This window comes from Bradyrhizobium sp. SZCCHNS1022 (genome assembly GCF_032484835.1).
Classification (GTDB): Bacteria; Pseudomonadota; Alphaproteobacteria; order Rhizobiales; family Xanthobacteraceae; genus Bradyrhizobium.
In genome coordinates this window covers 219,472-242,019 of the sequence record NZ_JAUETT010000001.1, presented here as the reverse complement: position 1 = coordinate 242,019, position 22,548 = coordinate 219,472, and the positions used below count along the sequence as shown (strand labels likewise).

Sequence of the window (22,548 nt, the reverse complement as noted above, 5' to 3'; positions counted from 1 at the left end):
CTTGTCGGTATTCCCGTGAGTCATGGTTGCGAGCAGCGACATTGCAAGCCTGATCGTCCCGTGCGTAGCATACGAACGCCCGACCGACGGGGCGAACAAGAGATGAGCCGGGGAGGGAACATGACCGCAGCCACACGGATGGGGACGCCCAAGCAGACTCCGAAAGGCGCCTGGACGATCACATGGCTCCTGTTTCTGTTCATGGTCGTGAACTTCGCCGACAAGATCGTGGTGGGATTGGCTGGCGTGCCGATCATGACGGATCTCAAGCTCGATGCCGAACAGTTCGGCCTGTTGGGCTCCTCGTTCTTCTTCCTGTTTTCGCTGTCGGCCATCGTCGTCGGCTTTGCCGTGAACCGCATTGCCACACGCTGGGTCTTGCTGGTTCTGGCACTGATCTGGGCGCTGGCCCAGCTTCCGATGGTCGGCGAGGTCGGGCTCGCGACTCTGCTCGTCTGCCGCATCGTCCTTGGCGCGGGCGAAGGTCCGGCCGCATCGGTCGCCATGCATGCGATCTACAAGTGGTTCCCCGACGAGAAGCGCGCGCTGCCGACCGCGATCCTGACCCAAGGCTCGGCCTTCGGCGTGATCATCGCGGTGCCGGCCTTGAATTTTGTCATCGTTCGCTACGGCTGGCACTACGCGTTCGGTGCACTTGGACTGGTCGGGCTGCTGTGGGCCGGTGCCTGGTTCGTGGTCGGCAAGGAAGGGCCGCTCGGCGAAAGCGAGGTGGTCGCGGCATCGGATGCGCGCGTTTCCTATGCGCAGTTGCTGCTGTCGCGCACCTTCATCGGCTGCGTGGCTTCGAGCTTCGGTGCCTATTGGGCGCTGTCGATCGGACTCACCTGGTTCACGCCGTTCCTGATCAAGGGTCTCGGCTTCAGCCAGGAAAAAGCCGGCCTCATCTCGGTGCTGCCGTGGCTCTTCGGTGCGACCATCGTTCTCGCGACGGGCTGGCTGTCGCAGGTGCTGATGGCGCGCGGCCATTCCACCCGCATCGCGCGGGGCGTGCTCGGAGCCGCGCCGTTGGTCGTCGGCGGCCTGATCATGTCGCTGATGCCTTACAGCAGCGGTGCCGCCACGCAGATCGCACTGCTCGTGGTCGGAGCGGGGCTGAGCGGATCGATCTACGTGGTCTGTCCATTGATGATCGCCGAATTCACCCCCGTGACCCAGCGTGGTGCCGCGATCGCGATCTATGGCGCGGTCTATACGCTGGCCGGCATCATCGCGCCGAACGTGGTCGGCAAGGTGGTGCAGAACGCCGCCAGCCTTCTCGATGGCTACCTGCTGGGATACCTCATCAATGCAGTGATCCTAGTGATTTCAGGCCTGCTTGGCCTGGCGCTGCTCTGGCCGAATACCGAGCGCGCCCGGTTGCAGACGGCCCAGCAGACTACGCCGGAGTTTGCGTGATCACTGCCGTCGTCCCTGCGAACGCAGGAACGACAGCGAGCTTGTTGAGGCCGCCCGCCTCAATTCAACGCCTGCGCCCCCCTGATCAATCGGCCCGGATGGGCGCCGGTCGCCTCTCCATTTCTCCTCGTCACCACGCCGGAAACGATCGTGGCCTCGTAACCATCCACCTGCTGCATCAGCCGGCGGCCGCCGACGGGAAGGTCGTAATGCACCTTCGGCGGATGCAGATGCAGCCGGTCATAGTCGATCACATTGACGTCGGCCTTGTAGCCGGGGGCAATCAGGCCGCGATCGCTGAGTCCGACCGACAGGGCCGTCTTGCGGGATTGCGCGGCCACGACGAAGGGGATTGAAAGCTTTTCGCCGCGCTTGCGGTCGCGCGTCCAATGCGTAAGCAGATAGGTCGGGAAGCTCGCATCGCAGATGATGCCGCAATGCGCACCGCCATCGCTGAGGCCAGGCACCGCGCTGGGATCGCGCAGCATCTCGAATGTCGCATCGAGATTCCCATCGGCGTAATTGAGGAACGGCACGTAGAGCATGCCGCGGCCGTTGTCCGACAGCATGGCATCATAGGCCAGTTCTTCCGGTCTGCGGCCCAAGCGCTGCGCCTTCGCACCGAGCGCATTCTCCGGCGGCTGCTCGTAGTCCGGCGGATCGCCGAGCAGATACATCTTGTCGTAATTCGGCCTGAAGAACAGCGGATCGTCAGTCGCGCGCGCCTGTTCGCTCAGGATCGCGGCGCGTACCTCGCTCTGCCGCATCCGCGCGACGCGCTCGGCAAGAGGCAGATGCGCGATCGCCTGGTAGCTCGGATGGGTCTGCAGCGGATTGCGCGACAGTTCGAGCCCGAGCAGCAGGCCGACCGGGCGCGCTGCGATCTGCGTCGTCACCGAGAGGCCTCGCGCGGCGGCGGCATTGATCTCGGCGAGCGTTTGCCGCCACCGCTCCGGCGCGCGATCGTTCTGCGTCACCGAGAACGAGATCGGGCAGCGCGTCGTCTCCGCAACGCGGAGCATCATCGGCAGATCTTCATGGATGGTGGAGATGTCGAGCACGAATTGCAGCACGTTGCGGCCTGCCGTCTGCATCGCGCCGGCGATTGCCGTCAGCTCGTCCTCGCCTGCCTTGAGCGTCGGCGTGTAGTCCCCGGTCGAGGTGCGGTGGTTGAGCGTGCGCGAGGTCGAAAATCCCAGCGCGCCTGCGTGCACGGCCTCGCCTGCCAGCGCGGCCATTGCCCGGTTGTCATCCGCCGTTGCGGGATCGCGCCGCGCGCCGCGTTCGCCCATCACATAGACGCGCAGCGCCGCATGCGGCAGCTGCGCACCGACATCCATGTCGAAGTTGCGCTTCGACAGCCAATCCATGTAGTCGGGAAAGCTTTCCCATTCCCAGGGAATGCCGGCCGACAACACCGGCTCGGGAATATCCTCGACGCCTTCCATCAATTGGATCAGGCGCTGATGGTCGGCCGGCCGGCAGGGTGCGAAGCCGACACCGCAATTGCCCATGATCGCCGTGGTCACGCCGTTCTGCGACGAGGGCGAGATCTCGTCGGTCCAGGTCACCTGGCCGTCGTAATGCGTGTGCACGTCGACGAAGCCGGGCGTGACCAGCTTGCCTTTGGCATCGATCTCGTCACGGCCCTTGGCTTGTACCTTGCCGACTTCGCTGATGCGGCCGGCGGCAATGGCGACGTCCGCCTCGTAGAGCGCGCCGCCCGTTCCATCCGCGATCGTGCCGCCACGAATGACGAGATCCGGCTGCTGAGTCATGGCGTTCTTCCCCGGTTGTTGTTCTTGGTCTGACATCATCGATCGACTGCCGGGGATGTCAACACGCGGGAAATGATGAGCTGCGGTGTCACGCAGTGCGTAGGGTGGGCAAAGCGAAGCGTGCCCACCGCTGAGTCTGGGATGCGTCGAGCGGTGGGCACGGCGCTTTGCGCCTTTGCCCACCCTACGTCTGAATTGCTTGGGGGAGCCTGCCACCCGTTCGCGCGGAACCGGGGGCGCAATGATGGGCTACGCCTCGACGGTCTTCGCCTTCGCCGGGCGCTCGGTGAAGAACGCCAGCACGATCGTCAGCAGCATGAAGACGACGGAGGCGCCGAACACCCAGCGCGGCGCATTCATGTCCATGATCCAGCCGAACAGCAGCGGGCTGACGACGCCGGCGAAATTGAAGCCGGTGGAGACGATGCCGAAGGCGCGGCCCGCCGCGCCGGCGGGCGCCGCGTTGCGCACCAGCATGTCGCGCGAAGGCGCGATCACGCCGCTGAGGAAACCGGCGACCAGCATGACAGCGGTGAGCAGGACTGTCGGCAAGGTCAGGAAGGTGATCGCGAGCACCAGCACCGTATTGATCGCGTAGGCGACGGCTGCGACCAGATTGTGATGACGGATGCGGTCGGCAAGATGTCCACCCGCGAGCACGCCGACGGCGCTGGCGCCGAGGAAGGCGGTGAGCGCGATGTTGGCGCTGGAGAACGAGATGCCATAGCCGTTCATCAGCGCCACCACGCCGAAGCTGGCGATGCCGGAATTGGACAGGCTGAGCAGCATGAAGAAGATCGTCAGGAGCATCAGCAGCGGCGTCAGCAGGTTCGGCTGCGCGACCTTCACTCCGTCGACATGATGCGGATGCGGCGGAACTTCGGGCACGTTGCCGAGGAGGAGCAACAGCGCCGCAACGGGACCGACGAGGCCAGCCACGATCAGGGCGCCGAACCCGCCGACCGTAGTCACCAGCGCCGCCATGATCGCCGGCGCGACCGCGCCGCCGAGATAGCCGGCGAAGGTGTGGACGCCGAAGGCGCGGCCCATCCGCTTTTCTTCGATATGGGCCGCGAGCAGCGCGTAGTCGGACGGGTGATAGACGGCGTTGGCGAGCCCGAGCAGCACGGCGGAGACGATCAGGCTCGCATAGCTCAGATGGACGCCGAGCATGGCGAGCGACAGGCCGCCGACGGTGAGGCCGAGCAGCAGGATCCGCCGCGCCCCGGCACGGTCGACCAGGTAGCCGACCGGCGCTTGCGTCAGCGCTGACACCGCCGCGAACAACGTCAAGGGAAAGCCGAGCTCGACATAGCCGACGCCGAGCCGCTCTTTCAGGAACGGAAACAGCATCGGCAGGACGAGCATATGCAGGTGGCTGACCCAGTGAGCGAGCGAGACCAGCACCAGCGTCCGCAGCGAGGATGCTGCCTTCGGCAGGCCCTCGGTCTGTTGCGATGCGGCGAGAACGTCAGCCATGAACTCTTCCGTTTCCTTCCCGGCGCATCACGGAACGCGAGCCAGCAAGTCCAAGCGGGCAGGTCCTGCATGCCATGCGCGACAATGCGTCACACTATCGGCGATTGCGGCCCATTGTCCACGAACGCGGGTGCATGGCACGTGCGCGAGGGTGCCTATTGGGCGTTCGCCAGCCCTGGATTGCCGTCAACGCCGCTCAGCATGACCTGAGGTGCGCTGATCGACACCGCGCCGGACCGGAGATAGCTCGTGACGACGTCCCAAACCGGTTTCCCGGTTTGCTCGTTCATCGAGGCCCAGCCTGCAACCTTGTAGTGACGGTTCGGTTGGAGCGCATGGCCATTGCTCCGTTTGAGATCGGAGATGCGCCGGCCGATCGCCTCGGTCGGGGTGCAGCGATAGGTGAGCCCGCCGACCCGCATCATGTCGCCGCCCTGCTGCAGATAGGGATCGGCATTGAACAGGTTGTCGCAGACGTCTTCCATCACGTCCTTGATCTGAGCGCCCGTCATCTCCTGGAGATAGGTCTCGGCATAGGTGATCGCGGTCTGCGCCAGCACATCCTCCGTCGTCACGGGCTGGCCGGCCAGGAGCGTGGGGCCCCAGCGGAACCCCGGCGAGAACGCGATCTCGGCGTCGAGTTCGCTGCGCAGCGCATCGCAGATCAATTCGTCCATCGAGCCTTCGAAATTGCCGCGGCGATACAACAGGCGGTCGGTGGTGGTGAGCCGGTCGGACCAGGCTGCCACCTGCGGCTGCTGCAGCTGATCGATCAGCGCCTGCATCGCCGGATCCGGCTTCAATAGTTCCGAATAGACCGGCAGCAGCCTGTAGCGCACGTCGGTGATATGGCCCTTGGCAATCTCGAGATCGAGCACGCCCAGAAATTTGCCGTTCGAGCCCGCATTGGTCACCAGCGTCGCGCCGCCGGCATTCTTCACCTCGACCGGCTGCGGGACCGCATCATGGGTGTGGCCGCCGAGGATGACGTCGATGCCGGTGACGCGGCTTGCGAGCTTGAGATCGACATCCATGCCGTTGTGCGACAGCAGGATCACGACGTCGGCCTTTTCCTTGGCGCGGAGATCGTCGACCAGCGTCTGCAGCTCCGCCTCGCGGATGCCGAACGTCCAGTCCGGCGTGAAGCGCCGCGGGTGCGCGACCGGAACATAGGGAAAGGCCTGGCCGATCACCGCGATGCGGGCACCGCCGATCTCTTTGACGATGGCGGGCTTGAACACGCGATGCGTCGCCGGATCGAATGCCTTGGCGTCGTTGAAGGCCGCCTCTTCGGTCAGGAATACGTTCTGCGCCAGGAACTCGCCCTTGAAGCGGGCGAGATTGGCGCGCAAGGTGGCCTCGCCATAAGTGAACTCCCAATGCCCGGTCATCGCCTCGATGCCGAGCAGGTTGGCGGCATCGACCATGTCGGCGCCGCGCATGCTGTTGGCGAGCCCGCTGCCTTGCCAGAGGTCGCCGCCGTCGACGAGCAACGAGCGATGGTCGCCGACATCGCCGCGCAATTTGTCGACCAGCGTTTTCAGATGCGCAAAGCCGCCGAGCCGGCCGAAGCGCGGCGCGGACTTCTCGAACTCGAACGAGGTGAAGGCGTAGGCTTCGGCGCTGTCAGGCCGGATGCCGTAGCGCTCGAGGAAGGCGCGCTCGACCAGATGCGGCGGCTGGCCCCACATCGCGCCGATCCCGATATTGACGCTGGGCTCGCGGAAATAGACCGGCCTCAGCTGCGCATGGGTATCGGTGAGGTGCAGGATGCGCGCATTGCCGAAGCGTTCGAGGTCGTAGAGGCTGACCGTCTCGCCGCTCCGCGCAGTGCGCAGCAGCGCCGGCGCGGCCAGGGCTGCGGCAGCAGTAAGTTTCAGAACATCCCGGCGCCGAACTGTCATCGCCTTGCATCCGCCGCCTAGCGGATCTCCATCGCCTTCCAGCGCTGCTTTTCGGAGGTCGCCTGGAAGATCGAGGCCCTGGCCAGCGCTTCGGCCTCCGCGGCCGATTTCACGGCCTGATCGAAATTGCCAGTCTCGGCTGCCTTTTTTGCGGCGGCAAGCGCGGCTTCCGTCGTGGTCCATTGATTGCGCAAGCGGCCCGCTTCCTGCTCGGCGGCATCGGCCGCGGCAAGCGCCGCCTTGAAATCAGCTTCCGTCGCCGCGCGGGCCGGCATGACAGCGGCCGTCAGCATGATCGCGGCGAAGGCGATGCACTTCATGGCCCGGCTCATGGTCTTGCTCCCGGTCCCGAGATCGGCAGGCCGTTCGACACGTAGGAGAGATAATATTCGAGGTCGCGATATTCCTCGGATTGCGGCTCCAGCGGCACACCGCGGACCTGGCTGTTGCAGGTGGTGAAGCGGCGGCTGATCGTGCCCATGCCGCTCCATTCCGAGCGGTAGATCGGCATCGCATTCAGGATGCCCAGCGCTGGCGCCAGGATCTCGGCGCGGATGCGCTCGCCGGGATTCTGCACATGGCAGCTCGCACAGGAGAAATTGAGCTGACCGCGTCGGGTGTAGAAATATTCCTTGCCCTTCTCATAAGCCTCGAGCGCGCGCGGATCGTCGGGGATCTTGATGTCGAACGGCTTGCCGCGCGAGGTGAACGCCATGTAGGCGGCGAGCGAGGCCATCTCGTCCTTGACGTAGGAATAGGGCGCCTCGCCATTGGCCTCGCGGCAGCGGTTGAGCGCGAGCTCGAGCGTGACGACCTGGCCTTCGTTGGCGTCGAAATAGGGATAATTCTGGCGGATGCCGATGCCGCCGTTCGGGAAGCAGTCAGCGTAGGTCTTGCCGTTCTTGAACGGCTTTTCGAACCTCTCCCTGCCGGCCTCCAGCGCGAACTCGTAGGGCGGGAACTCCTCCTTCTCCTCCCACTGCTTCCGCATGTCCTCGTTCATCGAGTACGGGCCGTTGACGAAGTCCTCGAACTTCACCTTCGGAAATTTCTTGCGGAAGAAATCCTGGAACGCCTTCGCATCCGCCGCGGGATCGACCTGGTCGGCGGCGGGCGCATTGGCGCCGAGCGCAACGAGCGCCGAGGCGGCAGCCAGGAGGAGAAGAGCGAGGCGGCTACGCATGTCTACCCGTTTTCTCTACTGGATCTTCGCGGTCAGGCTGTCGGTTGCGCCTTTGTTGTCGACCCAGCTCACCTTGATCTCGTCGCCCTTGGCGCCGCCCTTGAAGGCGAATTTCACGTAAGGGTCTTTGGAGACCGCAGTGCCCCAGTCGGCGAGGAACACCGTCTTGCCATTGTGCTCGAAGGTGAGCCGCTGGATGAAATGCGCCGGGATCAGCTCGCCCTTGGGGTCCTTGACCAGGCCCGTATCCATAGGGTGCTGGATCAGGGTCTGCACGTCCGTGACCTCGCCGTTCTGGATCGCGCGCACGCGGATGCTCGATGCCATCGTTGAACTCCTGAGCTATCCGCCGCAGCCGCCGACGGTGACCTTGACCTCTTTGGTCACGCTGTAGAGCTTGCCGCCGGATTCGACCAGCGCGATCACATTGCTCGTCTTGGCCATCTTCAGCCGGTTCGATACCGCCGGAATGGTGCCTTCCGGGATCTTGTACGAGGCCGCCAGCGCAAACGGGTTCTCGCTGACGACGAAGGCGATCGAGCTGACGTCGGGAAGCGTCGTGGTCACCGCGATCGGCACCACGCCGCCATTCTCGGCGATTTCGGGCGCGTCCAGCTTGATCTTGTCGGAGGGCTCGTGGTCCCGGCCGTAAAGCAGCTTGATGGCCTCGCTCGCGCTCTTCTGCTTGAAGGCGTCTTCCGGATAGGCGTCGTTGGCCGCGGCAAACGCGGGCGCAAAGCCGAACGCGGTTTGGCCCAGGGTTTGGCCCACGCCGAGCAGCGCCACTGCGCCGGCGCCCTTGAGGATCAGGCGGCGCGTCGCCAACGGCTCGGCGGAGCAGCCCAAACTGGCGGTCATTTCAAATCTCTCCAAATTCTCGGGATCAGAGGGTCTGCAGGAAATCGACGATCGCGTTGATCTCCTGCTCGGTCAGGATGCGATTGCGGCCGAACGGCGGCATTACCGTCTGCGGATTGCGTGCGGTCTCGTCTTTGAGGATCGCAACCAGCTCGTTGTGGTCGTAGCGTAGCTTCAGGTTCTCGAGCTTCGGTCCGATCGAGCCGGGCAGATCGCCGCCCTTGATCTCGTGACAGGTCAGGCAATTGCCTTTGCCGCGATCGAAGGCGAGCTTCTGGCCTTCGCTGACCGCCGATTGGGCCTGTGCGACCGAGGCGGCAAGCACGGAGAGGCCCAGCGCCAGGGCGGTGGTCGAGATCGCGTGTGAAAGCAAGGTGTGTTCCAGCCCGTTCGGTGAACCGCAATACTATAGGGATTGACAAGCATAAAGGCCACCGGCTGGCAATGCTGCCTGTCCTGCGCCGCCGGTTCGGTTAAGCTGAAGGACAAAGGAGATCGCCAAAGGAGATGGCCGTGGCGGAGTATGTGGTCGAGTTCGGCAAGGACGGGCGGCGGGTGGAACCGGACGGGCGTCTGGATGCGGCGGCGTTCCACCGCAATCATCAGCCGATCTGGGCGGTGCTGGCGCGTTTCCTCGGCCAGCAGACCGGCGACGTGCTCGAGGCCGGCAGCGGCACCGGCCAGCACGTGGTCTATTTCGCCGGGCAGAGCCCCGGTATCATCTGGTGGCCGAGCGACTACAAAGAGCAGCACCTGAAGAGCATCGCGGCCTGGCGCGCGCATGCGGGCCTGCCGAACATCCGGCCGCCGCGCCAGATCGATCTGTCCGATCCCGTCTGGTGGGCCAGGCTGCAGGCCGATGGCGGCCCGTCCGGGCTACGCGCCGTGTTCTGTGCCAACGTGATCCACATCGCGCCATGGTCGGTGGCGGAAGGGCTGTTCGCCGGCAGCGCGCAGGCGCTGCAGCCGGACGGCCTGTTGTTTCTCTATGGTCCGTTCAAGCGCGCCGGTAAGCACAGCGCGCTCAGCAATGCAGTGTTCGATACGTCGTTGCGCGAGGGCAATCCGGAATGGGGCGTGCGCGACATCGTCGATCTCGAGGCGCTTGCCTCGCGCTGCGGCCTTGCGCTGCGTGAGACGGTCGACATGCCCGCCAACAACATGATTCTGGTGTTCGGGCGAAGCGATGGTGCTGCGACCCCCGATTGACATCCGATTGACATGGCTCAAACGCGGCGGCGCCTTCGGGTGAAATACCGATAGCCGGATGAGCTCGCAGGCCGCGGCATGGCCCGCGTCCGTCCGGGTCGGTTGCTCGGACCCAACCTTCTGCTACTGGAAGGAAGCAAACCGGGCGAATGGCCCCTGGCGTGGACTGATGAATGACCGAGTTGATCGCAGACGGCGACGAGATCACGGATGACGCGCGCGCGCGGCGCAATGTGGCGCGGCTCGCCGCGGCACAAGCGCTGACCGGCGCCAATTCGGCGGTGATCTTTGCAACTGGCGCCATCGTCGGTGCCACCATCGCGCCTAGCGTCGCCTTCGCCACGGTGCCGATCTCGATGTATGTGGTCGGCCTCGCCGTCGGCACGCTCCCGACCGGCGCGATTGCGCGGCGCTTCGGCCGCCGGGCCGCGTTCGTCATCGGCACCGGATTCGGCGTCATCACCGGCGTCCTCGGCTCGCTTGCGATCCTGCGCGGCTCGTTCGCGCTGTTCTGCGTTGCGACCTTTCTCGGCGGCCTCTACGGCGCGGTGGCGCAGTCCTATCGCTTCGCCGCCGCCGATGGCGCCAGCGAGGCGTTTCGGCCCAAGGCGGTGTCGTGGGTGATGGCGGGCGGCATCTTCGCGGGCCTGCTCGGTCCACAGCTCGTGCAATGGACCATGGACGTCTGGCAGCCTTATCTGTTCGCCTTCAGCTATCTGGCGCAGGCCGCGATCGCGCTGGTCGCGATGGCCATCGTCGCCGGGGTCGATATGCCCAAGCCTGCGCCGGCCGATCTGCATGGCGGACGGCCGCTGCTCGAGATCGTGCGCCAGCCACGCTTCATCGCCGCCGCGCTGTGCGGCACCATCGCTTATCCCGTGATGAACCTGGTGATGACCTCGGCGCCGCTCGCCATGCAGATGTGCGGGCTCACCGTGTCCGATTCCAATTTCGGCCTGCAGTGGCACATTGTGGCGATGTACGGCCCGAGCTTCTTTACGGGCTCGCTGATAGCGCGCTTCGGCGCACCTGTCATCGTCGCGGTCGGCTTGGCCTGCGAGGCGGTCGCCGCCATGATCGGGTTGTCGGGCCTCACCGCCATGCATTTCTGGGCGACTCTGGTGATGCTCGGGGTGGGCTGGAATTTCGGCTTCGTCGGCGCCTCCGCGCTGGTGCTGGAAACGCATACGCCGTCCGAGCGCAACAAGGTGCAGGCCTTCAACGATTTCCTGATCTTCGGGTTGATGGCGCTGGGCTCGTTTTCCTCCGGTCAGTTGCTCGCCAATTTCGGCTGGTCGGCGGTGAACCTCGTGGTGTTTCCGCCGGTGCTGCTCGGGCTGTGCGTGCTGGCGCTGGTCTGGTCGTCGAAACGCCGCACGCGGCTCGCGGCGGTGGATGTCTCCACAGATTTTCGGCCGTGAAGTTCGACCTCTCATAGCAGTGCCGCCGTGCTCTCCTCCCCGCAAGGGGGGAGGGGAGTTCACCTTCGCCTCGGTGAGGTGCTATCCGCACTTCACTTCAATTCCGACACTTCTCCCTCTGGCAGATCGAACTCGAACGCATTGAGCGTCATCGACACCATCGTATAGTAGCCGCACAGCCCGATGATCTCGACCAGCCCGCGCTCGCCGAGCAGCGCGCTCGCCTCAGCGTAGAGCGCATCCGTCAGGCCGTGACCCTCGTGCAGTGATTTCGCGACGTCGTAGATCATCTTCGCCTTGGGATCGCTGAACGCAGGCGTGCGGCGATCGCGGATATCGTCGATGATCTTGATGTCCAGCCCGCCCTGCAGCGCGAGCCGCTTATGCGCGTACCATTCGTAATGCGCGGTCCAATGCCGTGCGGTGACCAGGATCGCGATCTCCGAGAGCGCTGCGGGCAATACCGTGTCGTAGCGCAGGAAGGCGCCGAGCCGGGTCGCATGCCGCGCCATGTCCGGACTGTTGAGCCAGGCCATCATCGGCGGCGGTGGCGCGCCGCGCTTGCTCGCGATCGACTCGTCGTAGATAGCCCGTTGCTCCGCGCTCATTTCGCCTGGCGAAAGAAGTTTCAGCCGCACGTCCGTTTCCTCCATCATGTCGATCGTCAGCATTGCAGATAGCATCGCACGCGCTGCAACATCGATATTGAATTTAACCGGTCCTTGGGCTTAGGTCTCGGCCAACGATCTTGACAATGGAAACGCGTGAGGACGCCCGATGGCCGATCTCGAAACATTCCGCCGCGAAACGCGCGCCTGGCTGGAGGCCAATTGCCCGCCGGAGATGCGCACGCCGATGACCTCGGAAGAGGACACGTTCTGGGGCGGCCGCAACGCGAAATTCACCTCCGAGCCGCAGCGCATCTGGTTCGAGCGCATGCGCGACAAAGGGTGGACCGTGCCGCACTGGCCCAAGGAATATGGCGGTGGCGGGCTCGACGGCGAGGAGGCCAAGATCCTGCGCCAGGAGATGACTGAGATCGGCGCGCGGCCGCCGCTGACGTCGTTCGGCATCTCGATGCTCGGCCCGGCGCTGTTGAAATACGGCACCGAGGCGCAGAAGCGCGAACATCTGCCAAAGATCACGGCCGGCCTGATCCGCTGGTGCCAGGGCTATTCGGAGCCGAACGCCGGCTCCGATCTCGCTTCGCTGCAGACCCGCGCGACAAGCGATGGCGAGGACTTCATCATCAACGGCCAGAAGATCTGGACGTCCTACGCCAACTACGCCGACTGGATCTTCTGCCTGGTGCGCACCGATCCTGCGGCCAAGAAGCACGACGGCATCAGCTTCATCCTGTTCGACATGACGTCGAAGGGCGTCTCCACCAAGCCGATCCTGTTGATCTCCGGCCGCTCGCCGTTCTGCGAGACCTTCTTCGACAATGTCCGCGTGCCCAAGGCCAATGTGGTCGGCCAGATCAACCGCGGCTGGGATGTCGCCAAATATCTGCTGCAGCACGAGCGCGCGATGATATCAGGCATGGGCGAGCGCAGCGCCGGCCGGCCGCTCGGCCAGATCGCCGCCGACTCGATCGGCAGCGATGGCCAGGGCAGGCTCGACGATGCGGTGCTGCGCGGGCAGATCGCGACGTTCGAGGTCGATGAGGCCGCGCTTGCGGCGGCGGCCGAACGGATGACCGATCTCGCCAAAGCGGGGCAGGGCCATCCGGCTTTCTCGTCGGCAATGAAATATTACGGCACCGAGCTCAACAAGCGCCGCTACGAGCTTCTGATGTCGGCCGGCGGCATCGATGCGCTGGAATGGGAAAGCGACCGCTCGCGCGAGGGCGCCCGCCCGCGCGCCTGGCTCCGCACCAAGGCCAATTCGATCGAAGGCGGCACGTCCGAAGTGATGCTCGGCATCGTCGCCAAGCGCATCCTGGATCTGCCGGGGGCGTAGCGCCGCACCGTCGTTCCGGGGCAGGCGAAGCCTGAACCCGGAACCTCGAGATTCCGGGTTCGTCTCTGCGAGACGCCCCGGAATGACGCCTCTAACACTGACAGCGATTTTTCGAACGGATTACCCATGCCCCTCCTCCTCACCGAAGAACAATCCATGCTGCGCGACAGTGCGCGCGGGCTGATCAGCGACAAGGCGCCGGTGGCGCATCTGCGGCACTTGCGCGACAGCCGCGACGAGACCGGCTTCTCACGCGAGCTCTGGGCGAGCTTCGCCGAAATGGGCTTTGCCGGCCTGCTGGTGCCGGAGGAGCACGGTGGCAGCGGCCTGAATGCGGTCGAGGCCGGCGTTGTCATGGAAGAGATCGGCCGCACCTTGATGCCCTCGCCCTTCTTGTCGACAGCGGTGCTCGCGGCCTCCGCGCTGACGCGTGCCGGCAGCGCTGCGCAGAAGGCGGAGTATCTGCCGAAGATCGCGGACGGCTCTTTGCTCGCAGCGCTAGCGCTCGACGAAGGCGCCAAGCATCGGCCGCTGCATACCGCGATGCAGGCCGCGCGATCCGGCAACGGCTTCAGGCTCACTGGCGCCAAGGCGATGGTGGTCGATGGTCACGTCGCCGACCTCCTGATCGTCGCGGCGCGCAGCGCCGGCGCGCCCGGCGAGCGCGATGGGCTGAGCCTGTTCCTGGTCGATCCCAAGGCCAAGGGCGTCGCGATCGAGCGCACGGTGATGGTGGACGCGCACAATGCGGCGCGGATCACATTCGATCATGTCGAGGTGGATGCCGACCATGTGCTCGGCGAGATCGATGGCGCCTCTGCAATTCTCGATGGCGTGCTCGGTCTCGGGCGCGGCGCGGTCGCCTCCGAGATGGTCGGCCTCAGCGAAGAGGTGTTCGGCCGCACCGTGGCCTACCTCAAGGAGCGCAAGCAGTTCGGCAAGCTGATCGGCGAATTCCAGGCGCTGCAGCACCGCGCCGCCCAGCTCTACATCGAGATCGAGATCACCCGCGCCGCGGTGCTGAAGGCGCTGCAGACGCTCGATTCCGACCCGGCCGATGCCGCTGCGCTGGTGGCAGTCGCCAAGGCGCGGGCAGGAGCCACCGCAACCCGTGCGGTGCAGGAAGGCGTGCAGATGCATGGCGGCATGGGCATGACCGACCAGTTCGACATCGGCTTCTTCATGAAGCGCGCCCGCGTCTGCGAGGAGCTGTTCGGGGATTCGAACTACCACGCCGACCAGCTGGCGTGCCTGCGCGGGTATTAGGCCATAGAATTCGACCCACAGCTGTCGTCCCGGGCAAGCGAAGCGCAGACCCGGGACCCATATCCACCGTTACCGGTATTGTGCAGGGCTGGGGCCACATCTCGTCCTACCGCTGATTACGGTGGTTATCCCTGCGTTCGCAGGGACGACCGCGAGTTTGCGGAGCCAGACGGATCATCACAGCGGCACCCTGTGCCACCGTCGGCCACGAATCTTGTTCCAACATCAACCTATTGAAACGCCACTTCCGCGAAGCTGCGCAATTTGCGCGAATGCAGCCGCTCGGATTCCTCCTGCTTGAGCGTGTCGAGCGCCTTCAGCCCGATCTGCAGATGCTGGCCGACGCGCTGGCGATAGAACTCATTGGCCATGCCGGCGAGCTTGATCTCGCCATGCAGCGGCTTGTCGGACACGCATAGCAGCGTGCCATAGGGCACGCGGAAGCGATAGCCATTGGCCGCGATCGCCGCTGATTCCATGTCGAGCGCGACGGCGCGCGATTGCGACAGCCGGCGAATCACCTCGGGGCCACTGATCTCCCAGTTCCGGTTGTCGACAGAGGCAACGGTGCCGGTGCGCATCACCCGCTTGAGCTCGAAACCCGACAGTCCCGTGATGTCGGCGACGGCCGCCTCCAGCGCGACCTGCATCTCGGCGAGCGCGGGGATCGGCACGGATGTCGGCAGTTCGTGATCGAGCACATGGTCCTCGCGAACGTAGCCGTGCGCGAGCACATAGTCGCCGAGCCGCTGCGAGTTGCGCAGGCCGGCGCAATGCCCGAGCATCAGCCAGGCATGCGGTCGCAGCACAGCGACATGGTCGGTCACGTTGCGCGCGTTCGACGGACCGGTGCCGATATTGATCAGGGTGATGCCTCGATAGCCCGGCTCGACCAGATGGTAGGCCGGCATCTGCGGCATGCGCTCGGGCGCCGTGCCGGTCGTGCCGCCGCCCAGGCGCTGGTTGCGCGTGATCACATTGCCCGGTGCGACGAAGCTGTCGGGGCCAGCTTCGCCCGCGGCAAGACGCTGCTGGCAGGCCTGCGCGAACGCATCGACATAGAACTGGTAGTTGGTGAAGATCACGAAATTCTGGAAGTGCTCCGGATCGGTCCCGGTGTAGTGATAAAGCCGCCGCAGCGAGTAATCGACGCGCGCCGCCCGGAACAGCGACAGCGGCTCGGGGTCGCCGGGCCTCAGCTCCAGCGTGCCGTCGGCGATGGCATCGTCCATCGCGGCGAGATTGGGCGTATCGAACACGTCGCGTAGCGACCGCATCAGCAGAGGACTGTCGGCGCTCGCCAGCGTCCCCTCGACATTGATGTCGCGCCGGTAGGCGAAGTGAAGCGGGATCGGCTCGTTGGAGACGCCGACCTCGACCGGCAGTCCGTGATTCTCGATCAATAGCCGGATCTGCTCTGTGAGATACAGCCGGAAGACGTCGGGGCGGGTGATGCTGGTTTCGTGCACGCCCGGGCGGGCGACGAACCCGTAGGACAGCCGCGAATCCAGCCGTGCATGCGTAGTGGTGGTGATGCGCACGAACGGATAATGGGCGCGGACGCGCGTGGCGAACACCTGGCCGTTGGCATAGGCTTCGAAACGGTCGCGCAGGAACTCGGTGTGGCGCGCGTAGATCTCTTCGAGCCGGGCAACGGCCGCATCGGCGTCGGTGAACGCTTCGGTCGCGATCGGCTGCGGTGTCTGTATGGTCATCGCGGAAACACGCTTGTGGAACGCGGATCGCCTGAAGCGATCTGCCTGGTCATCGAGACAGCATAGCACATCTACGAAGCATTTGCTCGGCCCGAACCGCAGCTTCAAGGATCTGGTCGCCCTCCGAGCGCCACGGAATGACGTGCTCGTCAGATGTCCGACGGGCATTTCGCGCAGCGCCGTCATGCGCAAATTGCCTGTCGTGCCAATCTGCCGCAGGCATGCGGCCTTGCCGTGTCGGGCAAATCACAAGGATGATCTCGGCCATCCCGTTCGCGATGAAGAGGGGCGTTTCGGCCGATCGTCACGAAGCGTAGCAGCGGGGAGCGGTGGACGCATCGGTGTCGGGCTTTGCGTTTGCGAAGCTGACGAACGACTTCGATGCGGACGGTCAAGTCGCGTGGTCCTGACCTCCCGACGCTGAGGTCGCGCTGATGCGACAGCATCATGCGCAAACGGTGGCCAGAAAGCCCGGCGCACCGGGGAGATCGCGAAGCAGCCGTTAAAACCATTGCGCAGGGAAGGCCGGGTCGTCCGGCTGATCCTGTGGTACCTGCCGCCTGCATTTTTTTGAGCAGGCGGGCCACGGGCCTCAGTCGAGGTCCGGCCTTCCCTGCGCCCTCTCTATCTCGAAAGGGCGATGAATTTGCACAGCTCGGACGCTATGCGCCGCGAGAATGCGGACGCATATCTCGTTGTTCCAGCGTTGAAGTCGTGAGAGAGGCTACGAACCCTCAGCTTGTCATTCCGGGGCGCGACGAAGTCGCGAACCCGGAATCCATAACCACGATCCGGAGTATGGATTCCGGGCTCGCCCTTCGGGCGCCCCGGAATGACGGTGGAGGGATTGTGTCCGCGCCGTCCTTCGCCTCACCGGATCGGCGGCGCATATTGAATGCCGCCGGCGTTCCAGAGCTCGTTCATGCCACGCGGAATCTTCAGGCTGGATCGGCTGCCGATGTTGCGCTCATAGACCTCGCCATAATTGCCGACATGCCGGATGATGCGCACCGCCCAGTCCTTGGTGAGGCCGAGATCCTCGCCGAACGAGCCTTCGTTGCCGACCAGCCGCATCACGTCCGGCTTCTTCGACTTCAAGGCCTCGTCGATGTTCTTGGAAGTGACGCCGAGCTCCTCGGCGTTGATCATCGCATAGAGCGTCCACTTGACGATCATCATCCAGTCGTCGTCGCGCTGGCGCACCACGGGTGCGAGCGGCTCCTTGGAGATCACGTCCGGCAGGATGTCGTGGTCGTTCGGCTTCGACAGTTTCAGCCGCAGCGCATAAAGCTGCGAGACATCGGCGGTGAAGGTGTCGCACTTGCCGCTGTCATAGGCCTGGACCACGTCGTCGAGCTTGGCGAGCTTTACCTCCTCGTACTTCATGTTGTTGGTCCGGAAGTAGTCGGCGAGGTTGAGCGCATTGCTGGTCGCGTCCTGGACGCAGACCTTGCTGCCGGAGAGGTCCAGCGCATTCTCGATCTTGCGCGAGCGCGGCACCATGAAGCCCTGGCCGTCGTAATAGGCGACCGCAGGGAAATAGAGGTCGTAGTTCTGCTCGCGCGACATGCTCCAGGTCGAGTTGCGCGAAAGGATGTCGACCTTGCGGCTCTGCAGCTCCTTGAAGCGCTCATTGGCGTCGAGCGGCACGAACGTCGCCTTGTTCGGATCGTCGAAGATCGCAGCCGCGACCGCGCGGCAGAAGTCGACGTCGAACCCGGTCCAATTGCCCTTGTCGTCGGGGATCGAGAAGCCCGGCAGGCCGGCGTTGACGCCGCACAGCACCTCGCCGCGACGCACGGTCCGCTTCAAGGTGCGGGTGTCGTAGAACTCATAAATGATGCCGGAGATCGCGACGAGAACAGCGACAGCGAGCCCGATCAAGAGGCCGCCCCAGAAAGTGCGCATCATGCGTGTCTCGCAAAAGTCAGAAGAAACCGATGGATCGAAATGAAGAGCGCGACAGTGCCGTCACAATTCCGGCTTCTGTCGCACGACGACCTTGGTGCCGACCGGCACGCGATCATAGAGATCGGCGACGTCGGTATTGACGAGGCGGAAGCAGCCGGAGGAAATCTTGGTGCCGATGGTCCAGGGCTGGTTGGTGCCGTGGATGCGATAGACCGTGGTGCCGAGATACATGGCCCGTGCCCCGAGCGGGTTGCCGGGGCCGCCGGCCATGAAGCGCGGCAGATAGGGTTGGCGCGCGATCATCTCCGGCGGCGGCGTCCAGTCCGGCCACTCGGCCTTCTTGGTGACGTTCAGAAGGCCTTGCCACTGAAAGCCGTCGCGGCCGACGCCGATGCCATAGCGGATCGCACGGCCGCCGGGCTGCACCAGATAGAGGTGACGTTCGGTGGTGGAGATGATGATGGTGCCGGGCGGCTCGGTGGTGCGGTAATAGACGATCTGCTTGCGCCATTCCGGATCGAGCTCGTAGCCGTCATCGGCGACGAGGCCGGGCTGATCGCCGGGATCCTCGGGCTGCTGCGCGCAAGCCTGCGCGGCGGACAACGCCAAAGCGATCGCGGTCGTAGTGATGCAGATGAGGTGACGCAACCCCGCCATTCCAAGCTCTCCCTAACGGCTCCTGCCAAGCTTGCCCCGTCCATACCACCCGCCAGATCAAAGCGGCGAATTCGGTGGGAAGTCAAGCCAGGGGAACTGCGTGTCAGGCGTGCTTCAGCCAGAGCCGCAGCACGAATGCGACGGCTGCGACAGTGCCGACGCCGGCGAGCCACAACGCCGCGAACCACAGCAGGCGCTTCGCAAGCGGCGGCTCTCCGTTTAAGGAGCGCATCAGTGATAGCCGCTCTCGGGCCTGACCTTGCCGCGAAACACCCAATAGGCCCAGCCGGTATAGGCGAGAATCAGCGGGATCAGCACGGCGACGCCGACGAGCATGAACAATTGGCTGCGCTCGGGCGCCGCCGCCTGCCAGATCGTGACGCTTTGCGGCACGATGTAGGGATACATGCTGATGCCGAGCCCGGCATAGGACAGCAGGAAGAGCAGCAGCGACAACGCGAACGGCCAGCCATCGCGCTTTTCGGCGAGGTTCTTCATCAGCAGCACTGTCACTGCGATCACGGCGAGCGGCACCGGCGCGGTGAGCACGATCGCGGGCCAGGAGAACCAGCGCTGCGCATATTGAATGGTGAGCAGCGGCGTGGCGAGGCTGACCACACCGATGGCGATCAGCATCGCAAACAACAGATACCAGCTCAGCCGGTAGGCCCTGTCGCGCAACTCGCCCTCGGTCTTCAGGATCAGCCAGGTGGCACCGAGCAGCGCATAGCCGATCACCAGGGAGACGCCGGTCAGGATGCTGAAGGGGCTGAGCCAATCCCACCAGCCGCCGGCATATTGCCTGTGTTCGACATGCACGCCTTGCAGGATCGCGCCAAGCGCGATGCCCTGCGCCAGGGCCGCGATCCAGGAGCCCCCCGCGAAGGCGAGATCCCAGAGATGGCGGCTGTTGCGGGTGCGCCAGCGGAATTCGAAGGCGACCCCGCGGAAGATCAGGCCGACCAGCATCGCGATCAGGGGCGTGTAGAGCGCCGGCAGCAGGATGGCGTAGGCGAGCGGAAACGCCGCCATCAGCCCGCCGCCGCCGAGCACGAGCCAGGTCTCGTTGCCATCCCAAACGGGTGCGACGCTGTTGGTGATGACATCGCGATCCTGTTTCGCCGGAAACAGCGGAAACAGGATGCCGAGCCCGAGATCGAAACCGTCCATCACGACATAGACGAAAACGGCGAAGGCGATGATGAAGGCCCAGAGCGTGGCGAGATCGATCGATGCAGTCATCTTGCGCCAGCTCCTGTCGGCACGCTGGGCGCCGGCGTGATGCCCGCGGTGCGGATCGGGCTCTCGCTGCTTGGTCCTTGCTCGCCGGGATGCGGCGGTTCGGCCATCAGGCGCAGTAGATAGAGAATGCCGGCGGCATAGACGATGAAATAGACGATGACGAAGGCGAGCAAGGACGAGCCCACCGCAGGTGCCGCAAGCGGTGAAGCTGCATCGACGGTGCGGAGCAGCCCGTACACGGTGAAGGGCTGGCGGCCGGTCTCGGTCGTCATCCAGCCCGCGATGACAGCGATGAATCCGGCCGGCCCCATCGCGATCGCGAAGCGATGCAGCAGCGGCGATTGGTACAGCCGGCCGCGCCAGCGCTCCCACAGGCTGAAGAGGCCGAGCGCGAACATCAGCAGTCCGAGCCCGACCATGATGCGGAAGGTCCAGAACGGAATCGCGACCGGCGGCCAATTCTCTCGCGGCACGGTATCCAGGCCGGCGAGGGGCGCGTCCGGGGCGTGTTTCAGGATCAGCGAGCCCAGTTTCGGGATGCCGACGGCGTATTCCAGCTTCCCGGCGGTCTCATCCGGCCAGCCGAACAGATACAGAGGCGCGCCGTCCTTGTGGCTCTCGAAATGACCTTCCATCGCCATGATCTTTGCCGGCTGGTGCTCAAGCGTGTTGAGGCCGTGCTGGTCGCCGGCGAGGATCTGGATGGGTGCGACCAGGGTCGCCATCCACATCGCCATCGAGAACATCACGCGCGGTCCGGGAAGGTGCGCGTTGCGCAGCAGATGGAAGGCGCCGACCGCGCCGACCAGGAGGGCCGTAGTCAGATAGGCCGCCAGCACCATATGGACCAGGCGATAGGGGAACGAGGGATTGAAGATCACCTTCAGCCAATCAACGGAGACGAATTGGCCCTCGGCATTGACGGCGTAGCCGGCGGGCGTCTGCATCCAGGAATTGGCCGAGAGAATCCAGAATGCGGAGATCAGGGTGCCGACCGCGACCATCAACGTCGCAAAGAAATGCAGGCGGGGACCGACGCGCTTCAGGCCGAACAGCATGACGCCGAGGAAGCCGGCCTCGAGGAAGAAGGCGGTCAGCACCTCATAGGCCATCAAGGGGCCGATCACCGGACCGACCTTGTCGGAGAACACCGACCAGTTGGTGCCGAATTGGTAGGACATCACGATGCCCGACACCACGCCCATGCCGAAGGCGACCGCGAAGATCTTCAGCCAATAATGGAAGAGGTTGATGAAGACCTCGCGCCCGGTCCAGAGCCACAGCGCTTCGAGCACGGCGAGGTAGGAGGCCAAGCCTATCGAGAACGCCGGAAACACGATGTGGAAGGTCATCGTGAATGCGAATTGCGCCCGTGCCAGATCAACTGCGTCCAAACCGAACATGCGCACCGTCCGTCAGCCCTGCGCAGCTGCTTTAGCACGCGCCACGTGACGGAGAAATCGCACTGGTTACTCGGAAAGATCAAATGCCAAATTGCCTCACGGCGTGGTCCGGGAAAGACCGCGCCCGATCAAAAGCCTGGAGCGCGGTGGCATTTCGCCCCCAAATGGCGCTGTGTCCGCGCCGGCCTTGCAAAAGACTACGGCCCGGAGGGGGGCATCCTCCGGGCCGTCGGGCAACTTGGAAGCTTCAGTTCGTCAGATGAAGAACTTGCTCGTCTCAGGACCGAAGCCAGCTGGGGGACTGAGCTCCGGTCGGCGATCGAATGTCTAGCAACAGACCTTTTCCGGGTGATTTCGCCGATCGTTTCAATTGTTTCATTCGGCGCCATTCCGGCAAACCTCGCCGGGGCATCGTCCCGACAAACTCTTGGATACGAAGACTTTTTACTATTTGTCCGTCAGTCAAGCCGCGAGGCTGTTCACGCCCGCGCCTCGCAACAAACCGGCGAGCTGCTTGCGCGCATAGAACATCCGGGTCTTCACCGTGCTTTGCGGAATGCCGATGATCTGTCCGACCTCCTCAACCGACTTCTCATGATAGTAGACGAGATTGATGATCTCGCGGTGAGCGGGCGACAATTTTGCGACACAGGCGCGCAAGATGGCGTTGGTTGTGGCGCGATCCAACGACGTTTCCGGCGTGTCGGATCCGTCGGCGATCTCCAGCACCTCTTCCTGATCGATATCCTCGAAACGGCGCTGGCGCAGCGCGGTCAGCGCCTTGAAGCGTGCGATCGACAACAGCCAGGTCGAGACCTGCGAGCGGCCTTCGAACTGCTTGGCGGTCCGCCAAACGTCCAGGAACACCTGGCTGACAAGGTCTTCCGCAATCGTGGTGTCGCGCACGATCCGCAGGATGAAGCGATAGACCCGCACATTATGCCGCGAATACAGAATCTGCATCGCGGTGCGGCCGCCATCGGCAATGCTCTGCAGGAGCATTTCGTCCGAGGTCGTCTGGGCGGCGATGATGCCCTGACTGGCTGCGGAATTGATGGCAACGACGTTTTGCATGACGCTCTCCCGTTCCGCCGCCCCCTTTGCGGCGTTTCGTCGGAGCGGATTGTTAATGAACTCCGGTTTC

The 22,548-nt window shown here is 64.4% G+C and carries 21 protein-coding genes; 5 read left to right on the top strand and 16 right to left on the bottom strand.

From position 1 onward, the window contains the following. Positions 1-102 precede the first annotated feature (102 nt). Positions 103-1,416 (top strand): MFS transporter, encoded by a 1,314-nt coding sequence (locus QX071_RS01100; RefSeq protein ID WP_409977461.1) that lies wholly within the window; start codon positions 103-105, stop codon positions 1,414-1,416. 59 nt (positions 1,417-1,475) lie between these two features. On the opposite strand, the gene QX071_RS01095 is transcribed toward QX071_RS01100, so the two are convergent. The 8 genes from QX071_RS01095 to soxX all read right to left on the bottom strand — a co-directional run bounded on the left by QX071_RS01095 (position 1,476) and on the right by soxX (position 8,991). Next, positions 1,476-3,194: an N-acyl-D-amino-acid deacylase family protein gene (locus QX071_RS01095; protein ID WP_315728204.1), complete on the bottom strand. Its 1,719-nt coding sequence runs from the start codon at positions 3,192-3,194 to the stop codon at positions 1,476-1,478. A gap of 249 nt (positions 3,195-3,443) precedes the next feature. Next, on the bottom strand, positions 3,444-4,673 hold the full coding sequence (locus QX071_RS01090) for an MFS transporter (RefSeq protein WP_315702695.1): 1,230 nt from the start codon (positions 4,671-4,673) through the stop codon (positions 3,444-3,446). Positions 4,674-4,828: 155 nt separating this feature from the next. Then, a complete protein-coding gene (gene soxB, locus QX071_RS01085; protein WP_315702696.1) occupies positions 4,829-6,577 on the bottom strand; it encodes a thiosulfohydrolase SoxB in 1,749 nt (582 codons plus the stop codon). A gap of 17 nt (positions 6,578-6,594) precedes the next feature. Further along, positions 6,595-6,909, bottom strand: coding sequence for a hypothetical protein (locus tag QX071_RS01080; RefSeq protein WP_409977460.1), 315 nt, complete (start codon positions 6,907-6,909; stop codon positions 6,595-6,597). Beyond that, positions 6,906-7,760, bottom strand: coding sequence for a sulfur oxidation c-type cytochrome SoxA (gene soxA / locus QX071_RS01075; RefSeq protein ID WP_315702697.1), 855 nt, complete (start codon positions 7,758-7,760; stop codon positions 6,906-6,908). Before soxA ends, QX071_RS01080 begins: the two co-directional genes overlap by 4 nt. Before the next feature lie 15 nt (positions 7,761-7,775). Further along, positions 7,776-8,087 carry a thiosulfate oxidation carrier complex protein SoxZ gene (soxZ, locus tag QX071_RS01070; RefSeq protein WP_315702698.1) on the bottom strand — a complete coding sequence of 104 codons (312 nt, stop codon included), beginning with the start codon at positions 8,085-8,087 and terminating at the stop codon, positions 7,776-7,778. Between the two features lie 15 nt (positions 8,088-8,102). Continuing rightward, positions 8,103-8,618 (bottom strand): thiosulfate oxidation carrier protein SoxY, encoded by a 516-nt coding sequence (soxY, locus tag QX071_RS01065; RefSeq protein WP_315702699.1) that lies wholly within the window; start codon positions 8,616-8,618, stop codon positions 8,103-8,105. Between the two features lie 25 nt (positions 8,619-8,643). Continuing rightward, positions 8,644-8,991 (bottom strand): sulfur oxidation c-type cytochrome SoxX, encoded by a 348-nt coding sequence (gene soxX, locus QX071_RS01060; RefSeq protein ID WP_315702700.1) that lies wholly within the window; start codon positions 8,989-8,991, stop codon positions 8,644-8,646. A 140-nt stretch (positions 8,992-9,131) separates the two neighbouring features. Here soxX and QX071_RS01055 point away from each other — a divergent pair, with 140 nt between their 5' ends. Beyond that, a complete protein-coding gene (locus QX071_RS01055) occupies positions 9,132-9,827 on the top strand; it encodes a DUF938 domain-containing protein (protein ID WP_315703167.1) in 696 nt (231 codons plus the stop codon). Positions 9,828-10,000: 173 nt separating this feature from the next. Continuing rightward, on the top strand, positions 10,001-11,248 hold the full coding sequence (locus QX071_RS01050) for an MFS transporter (RefSeq protein ID WP_315702701.1): 1,248 nt from the start codon (positions 10,001-10,003) through the stop codon (positions 11,246-11,248). Between the two features lie 92 nt (positions 11,249-11,340). Here QX071_RS01050 and QX071_RS01045 read toward each other — a convergent pair whose 3' ends face one another. Continuing rightward, positions 11,341-11,886, bottom strand: coding sequence for a carboxymuconolactone decarboxylase family protein (locus tag QX071_RS01045; protein ID WP_315703168.1), 546 nt, complete (start codon positions 11,884-11,886; stop codon positions 11,341-11,343). 139 nt (positions 11,887-12,025) lie between these two features. Here QX071_RS01045 and QX071_RS01040 point away from each other — a divergent pair, with 139 nt between their 5' ends. After that, the gene (locus QX071_RS01040; protein ID WP_315702702.1) at positions 12,026-13,210 is read left to right on the top strand and encodes an acyl-CoA dehydrogenase family protein; all 1,185 of its coding nucleotides are present in this window, start codon (positions 12,026-12,028) and stop codon (positions 13,208-13,210) included. Between the two features lie 126 nt (positions 13,211-13,336). After that, on the top strand, positions 13,337-14,476 hold the full coding sequence (locus tag QX071_RS01035) for an acyl-CoA dehydrogenase family protein (protein WP_315762498.1): 1,140 nt from the start codon (positions 13,337-13,339) through the stop codon (positions 14,474-14,476). Between the two features lie 230 nt (positions 14,477-14,706). Here QX071_RS01035 and QX071_RS01030 read toward each other — a convergent pair whose 3' ends face one another. The 7 genes from QX071_RS01030 to QX071_RS01000 form a co-directional block, all read right to left on the bottom strand. Next, entirely contained in the window at positions 14,707-16,191 is a 1,485-nt protein-coding gene (locus QX071_RS01030; protein WP_315744225.1) for an AMP nucleosidase, read from the bottom strand. A gap of 870 nt (positions 16,192-17,061) precedes the next feature. Further along, positions 17,062-18,099, bottom strand: a complete 1,038-nt coding sequence (locus QX071_RS01025; RefSeq protein WP_315703169.1) for an amino acid ABC transporter substrate-binding protein — start codon at positions 18,097-18,099, stop codon at positions 17,062-17,064. Between the two features lie 63 nt (positions 18,100-18,162). Continuing rightward, the gene (locus tag QX071_RS01020; protein ID WP_315702705.1) at positions 18,163-18,759 is read right to left on the bottom strand and encodes a L,D-transpeptidase; all 597 of its coding nucleotides are present in this window, start codon (positions 18,757-18,759) and stop codon (positions 18,163-18,165) included. 103 nt (positions 18,760-18,862) lie between these two features. Beyond that, positions 18,863-18,991 (bottom strand): DUF2474 domain-containing protein, encoded by a 129-nt coding sequence (locus QX071_RS01015; RefSeq protein ID WP_315702706.1) that lies wholly within the window; start codon positions 18,989-18,991, stop codon positions 18,863-18,865. Then, positions 18,991-20,001: a cytochrome d ubiquinol oxidase subunit II gene (cydB, locus tag QX071_RS01010; RefSeq protein WP_315702707.1), complete on the bottom strand. Its 1,011-nt coding sequence runs from the start codon at positions 19,999-20,001 to the stop codon at positions 18,991-18,993. Before cydB ends, QX071_RS01015 begins: the two co-directional genes overlap by 1 nt. Next, entirely contained in the window at positions 19,998-21,404 is a 1,407-nt protein-coding gene (locus QX071_RS01005) for a cytochrome ubiquinol oxidase subunit I (RefSeq protein ID WP_315702708.1), read from the bottom strand. Before QX071_RS01005 ends, cydB begins: the two co-directional genes overlap by 4 nt. Positions 21,405-21,866: 462 nt before the next feature. Next, complete coding sequence (locus QX071_RS01000) at positions 21,867-22,478, bottom strand: sigma-70 family RNA polymerase sigma factor (RefSeq protein ID WP_315702709.1); 612 nt, start codon at positions 22,476-22,478, stop codon at positions 21,867-21,869. Positions 22,479-22,548: the final 70 nt, after the last annotated feature.

Coding starts and splice junctions, on each gene's coding strand:
- QX071_RS01020 (WP_315702705.1), bottom strand. CDS start 18,759: ATGGCGGGGTTGCGTCACCTCATCTGCATCACTACGACCGCGATCGCT.
- soxY (WP_315702699.1), bottom strand. CDS start 8,618: ATGACCGCCAGTTTGGGCTGCTCCGCCGAGCCGTTGGCGACGCGCCGC.
- QX071_RS01035 (WP_315762498.1), top strand. CDS start 13,337: ATGCCCCTCCTCCTCACCGAAGAACAATCCATGCTGCGCGACAGTGCG.
- QX071_RS01015 (WP_315702706.1), bottom strand. CDS start 18,991: ATGCGCTCCTTAAACGGAGAGCCGCCGCTTGCGAAGCGCCTGCTGTGG.
- QX071_RS01000 (WP_315702709.1), bottom strand. CDS start 22,478: ATGCAAAACGTCGTTGCCATCAATTCCGCAGCCAGTCAGGGCATCATC.
- QX071_RS01040 (WP_315702702.1), top strand. CDS start 12,026: ATGGCCGATCTCGAAACATTCCGCCGCGAAACGCGCGCCTGGCTGGAG.
- QX071_RS01005 (WP_315702708.1), bottom strand. CDS start 21,404: ATGTTCGGTTTGGACGCAGTTGATCTGGCACGGGCGCAATTCGCATTC.
- soxB (WP_315702696.1), bottom strand. CDS start 6,577: ATGACAGTTCGGCGCCGGGATGTTCTGAAACTTACTGCTGCCGCAGCC.
- QX071_RS01100 (WP_409977461.1), top strand. CDS start 103: ATGAGCCGGGGAGGGAACATGACCGCAGCCACACGGATGGGGACGCCC.
- QX071_RS01095 (WP_315728204.1), bottom strand. CDS start 3,194: ATGACTCAGCAGCCGGATCTCGTCATTCGTGGCGGCACGATCGCGGAT.
- cydB (WP_315702707.1), bottom strand. CDS start 20,001: ATGACTGCATCGATCGATCTCGCCACGCTCTGGGCCTTCATCATCGCC.
- QX071_RS01030 (WP_315744225.1), bottom strand. CDS start 16,191: ATGACCATACAGACACCGCAGCCGATCGCGACCGAAGCGTTCACCGAC.
- soxA (WP_315702697.1), bottom strand. CDS start 7,760: ATGCGTAGCCGCCTCGCTCTTCTCCTCCTGGCTGCCGCCTCGGCGCTC.
- QX071_RS01090 (WP_315702695.1), bottom strand. CDS start 4,673: ATGGCTGACGTTCTCGCCGCATCGCAACAGACCGAGGGCCTGCCGAAG.
- QX071_RS01025 (WP_315703169.1), bottom strand. CDS start 18,099: ATGCGCACTTTCTGGGGCGGCCTCTTGATCGGGCTCGCTGTCGCTGTT.
- QX071_RS01050 (WP_315702701.1), top strand. CDS start 10,001: ATGACCGAGTTGATCGCAGACGGCGACGAGATCACGGATGACGCGCGC.
- soxZ (WP_315702698.1), bottom strand. CDS start 8,087: ATGGCATCGAGCATCCGCGTGCGCGCGATCCAGAACGGCGAGGTCACG.
- QX071_RS01080 (WP_409977460.1), bottom strand. CDS start 6,909: ATGAGCCGGGCCATGAAGTGCATCGCCTTCGCCGCGATCATGCTGACG.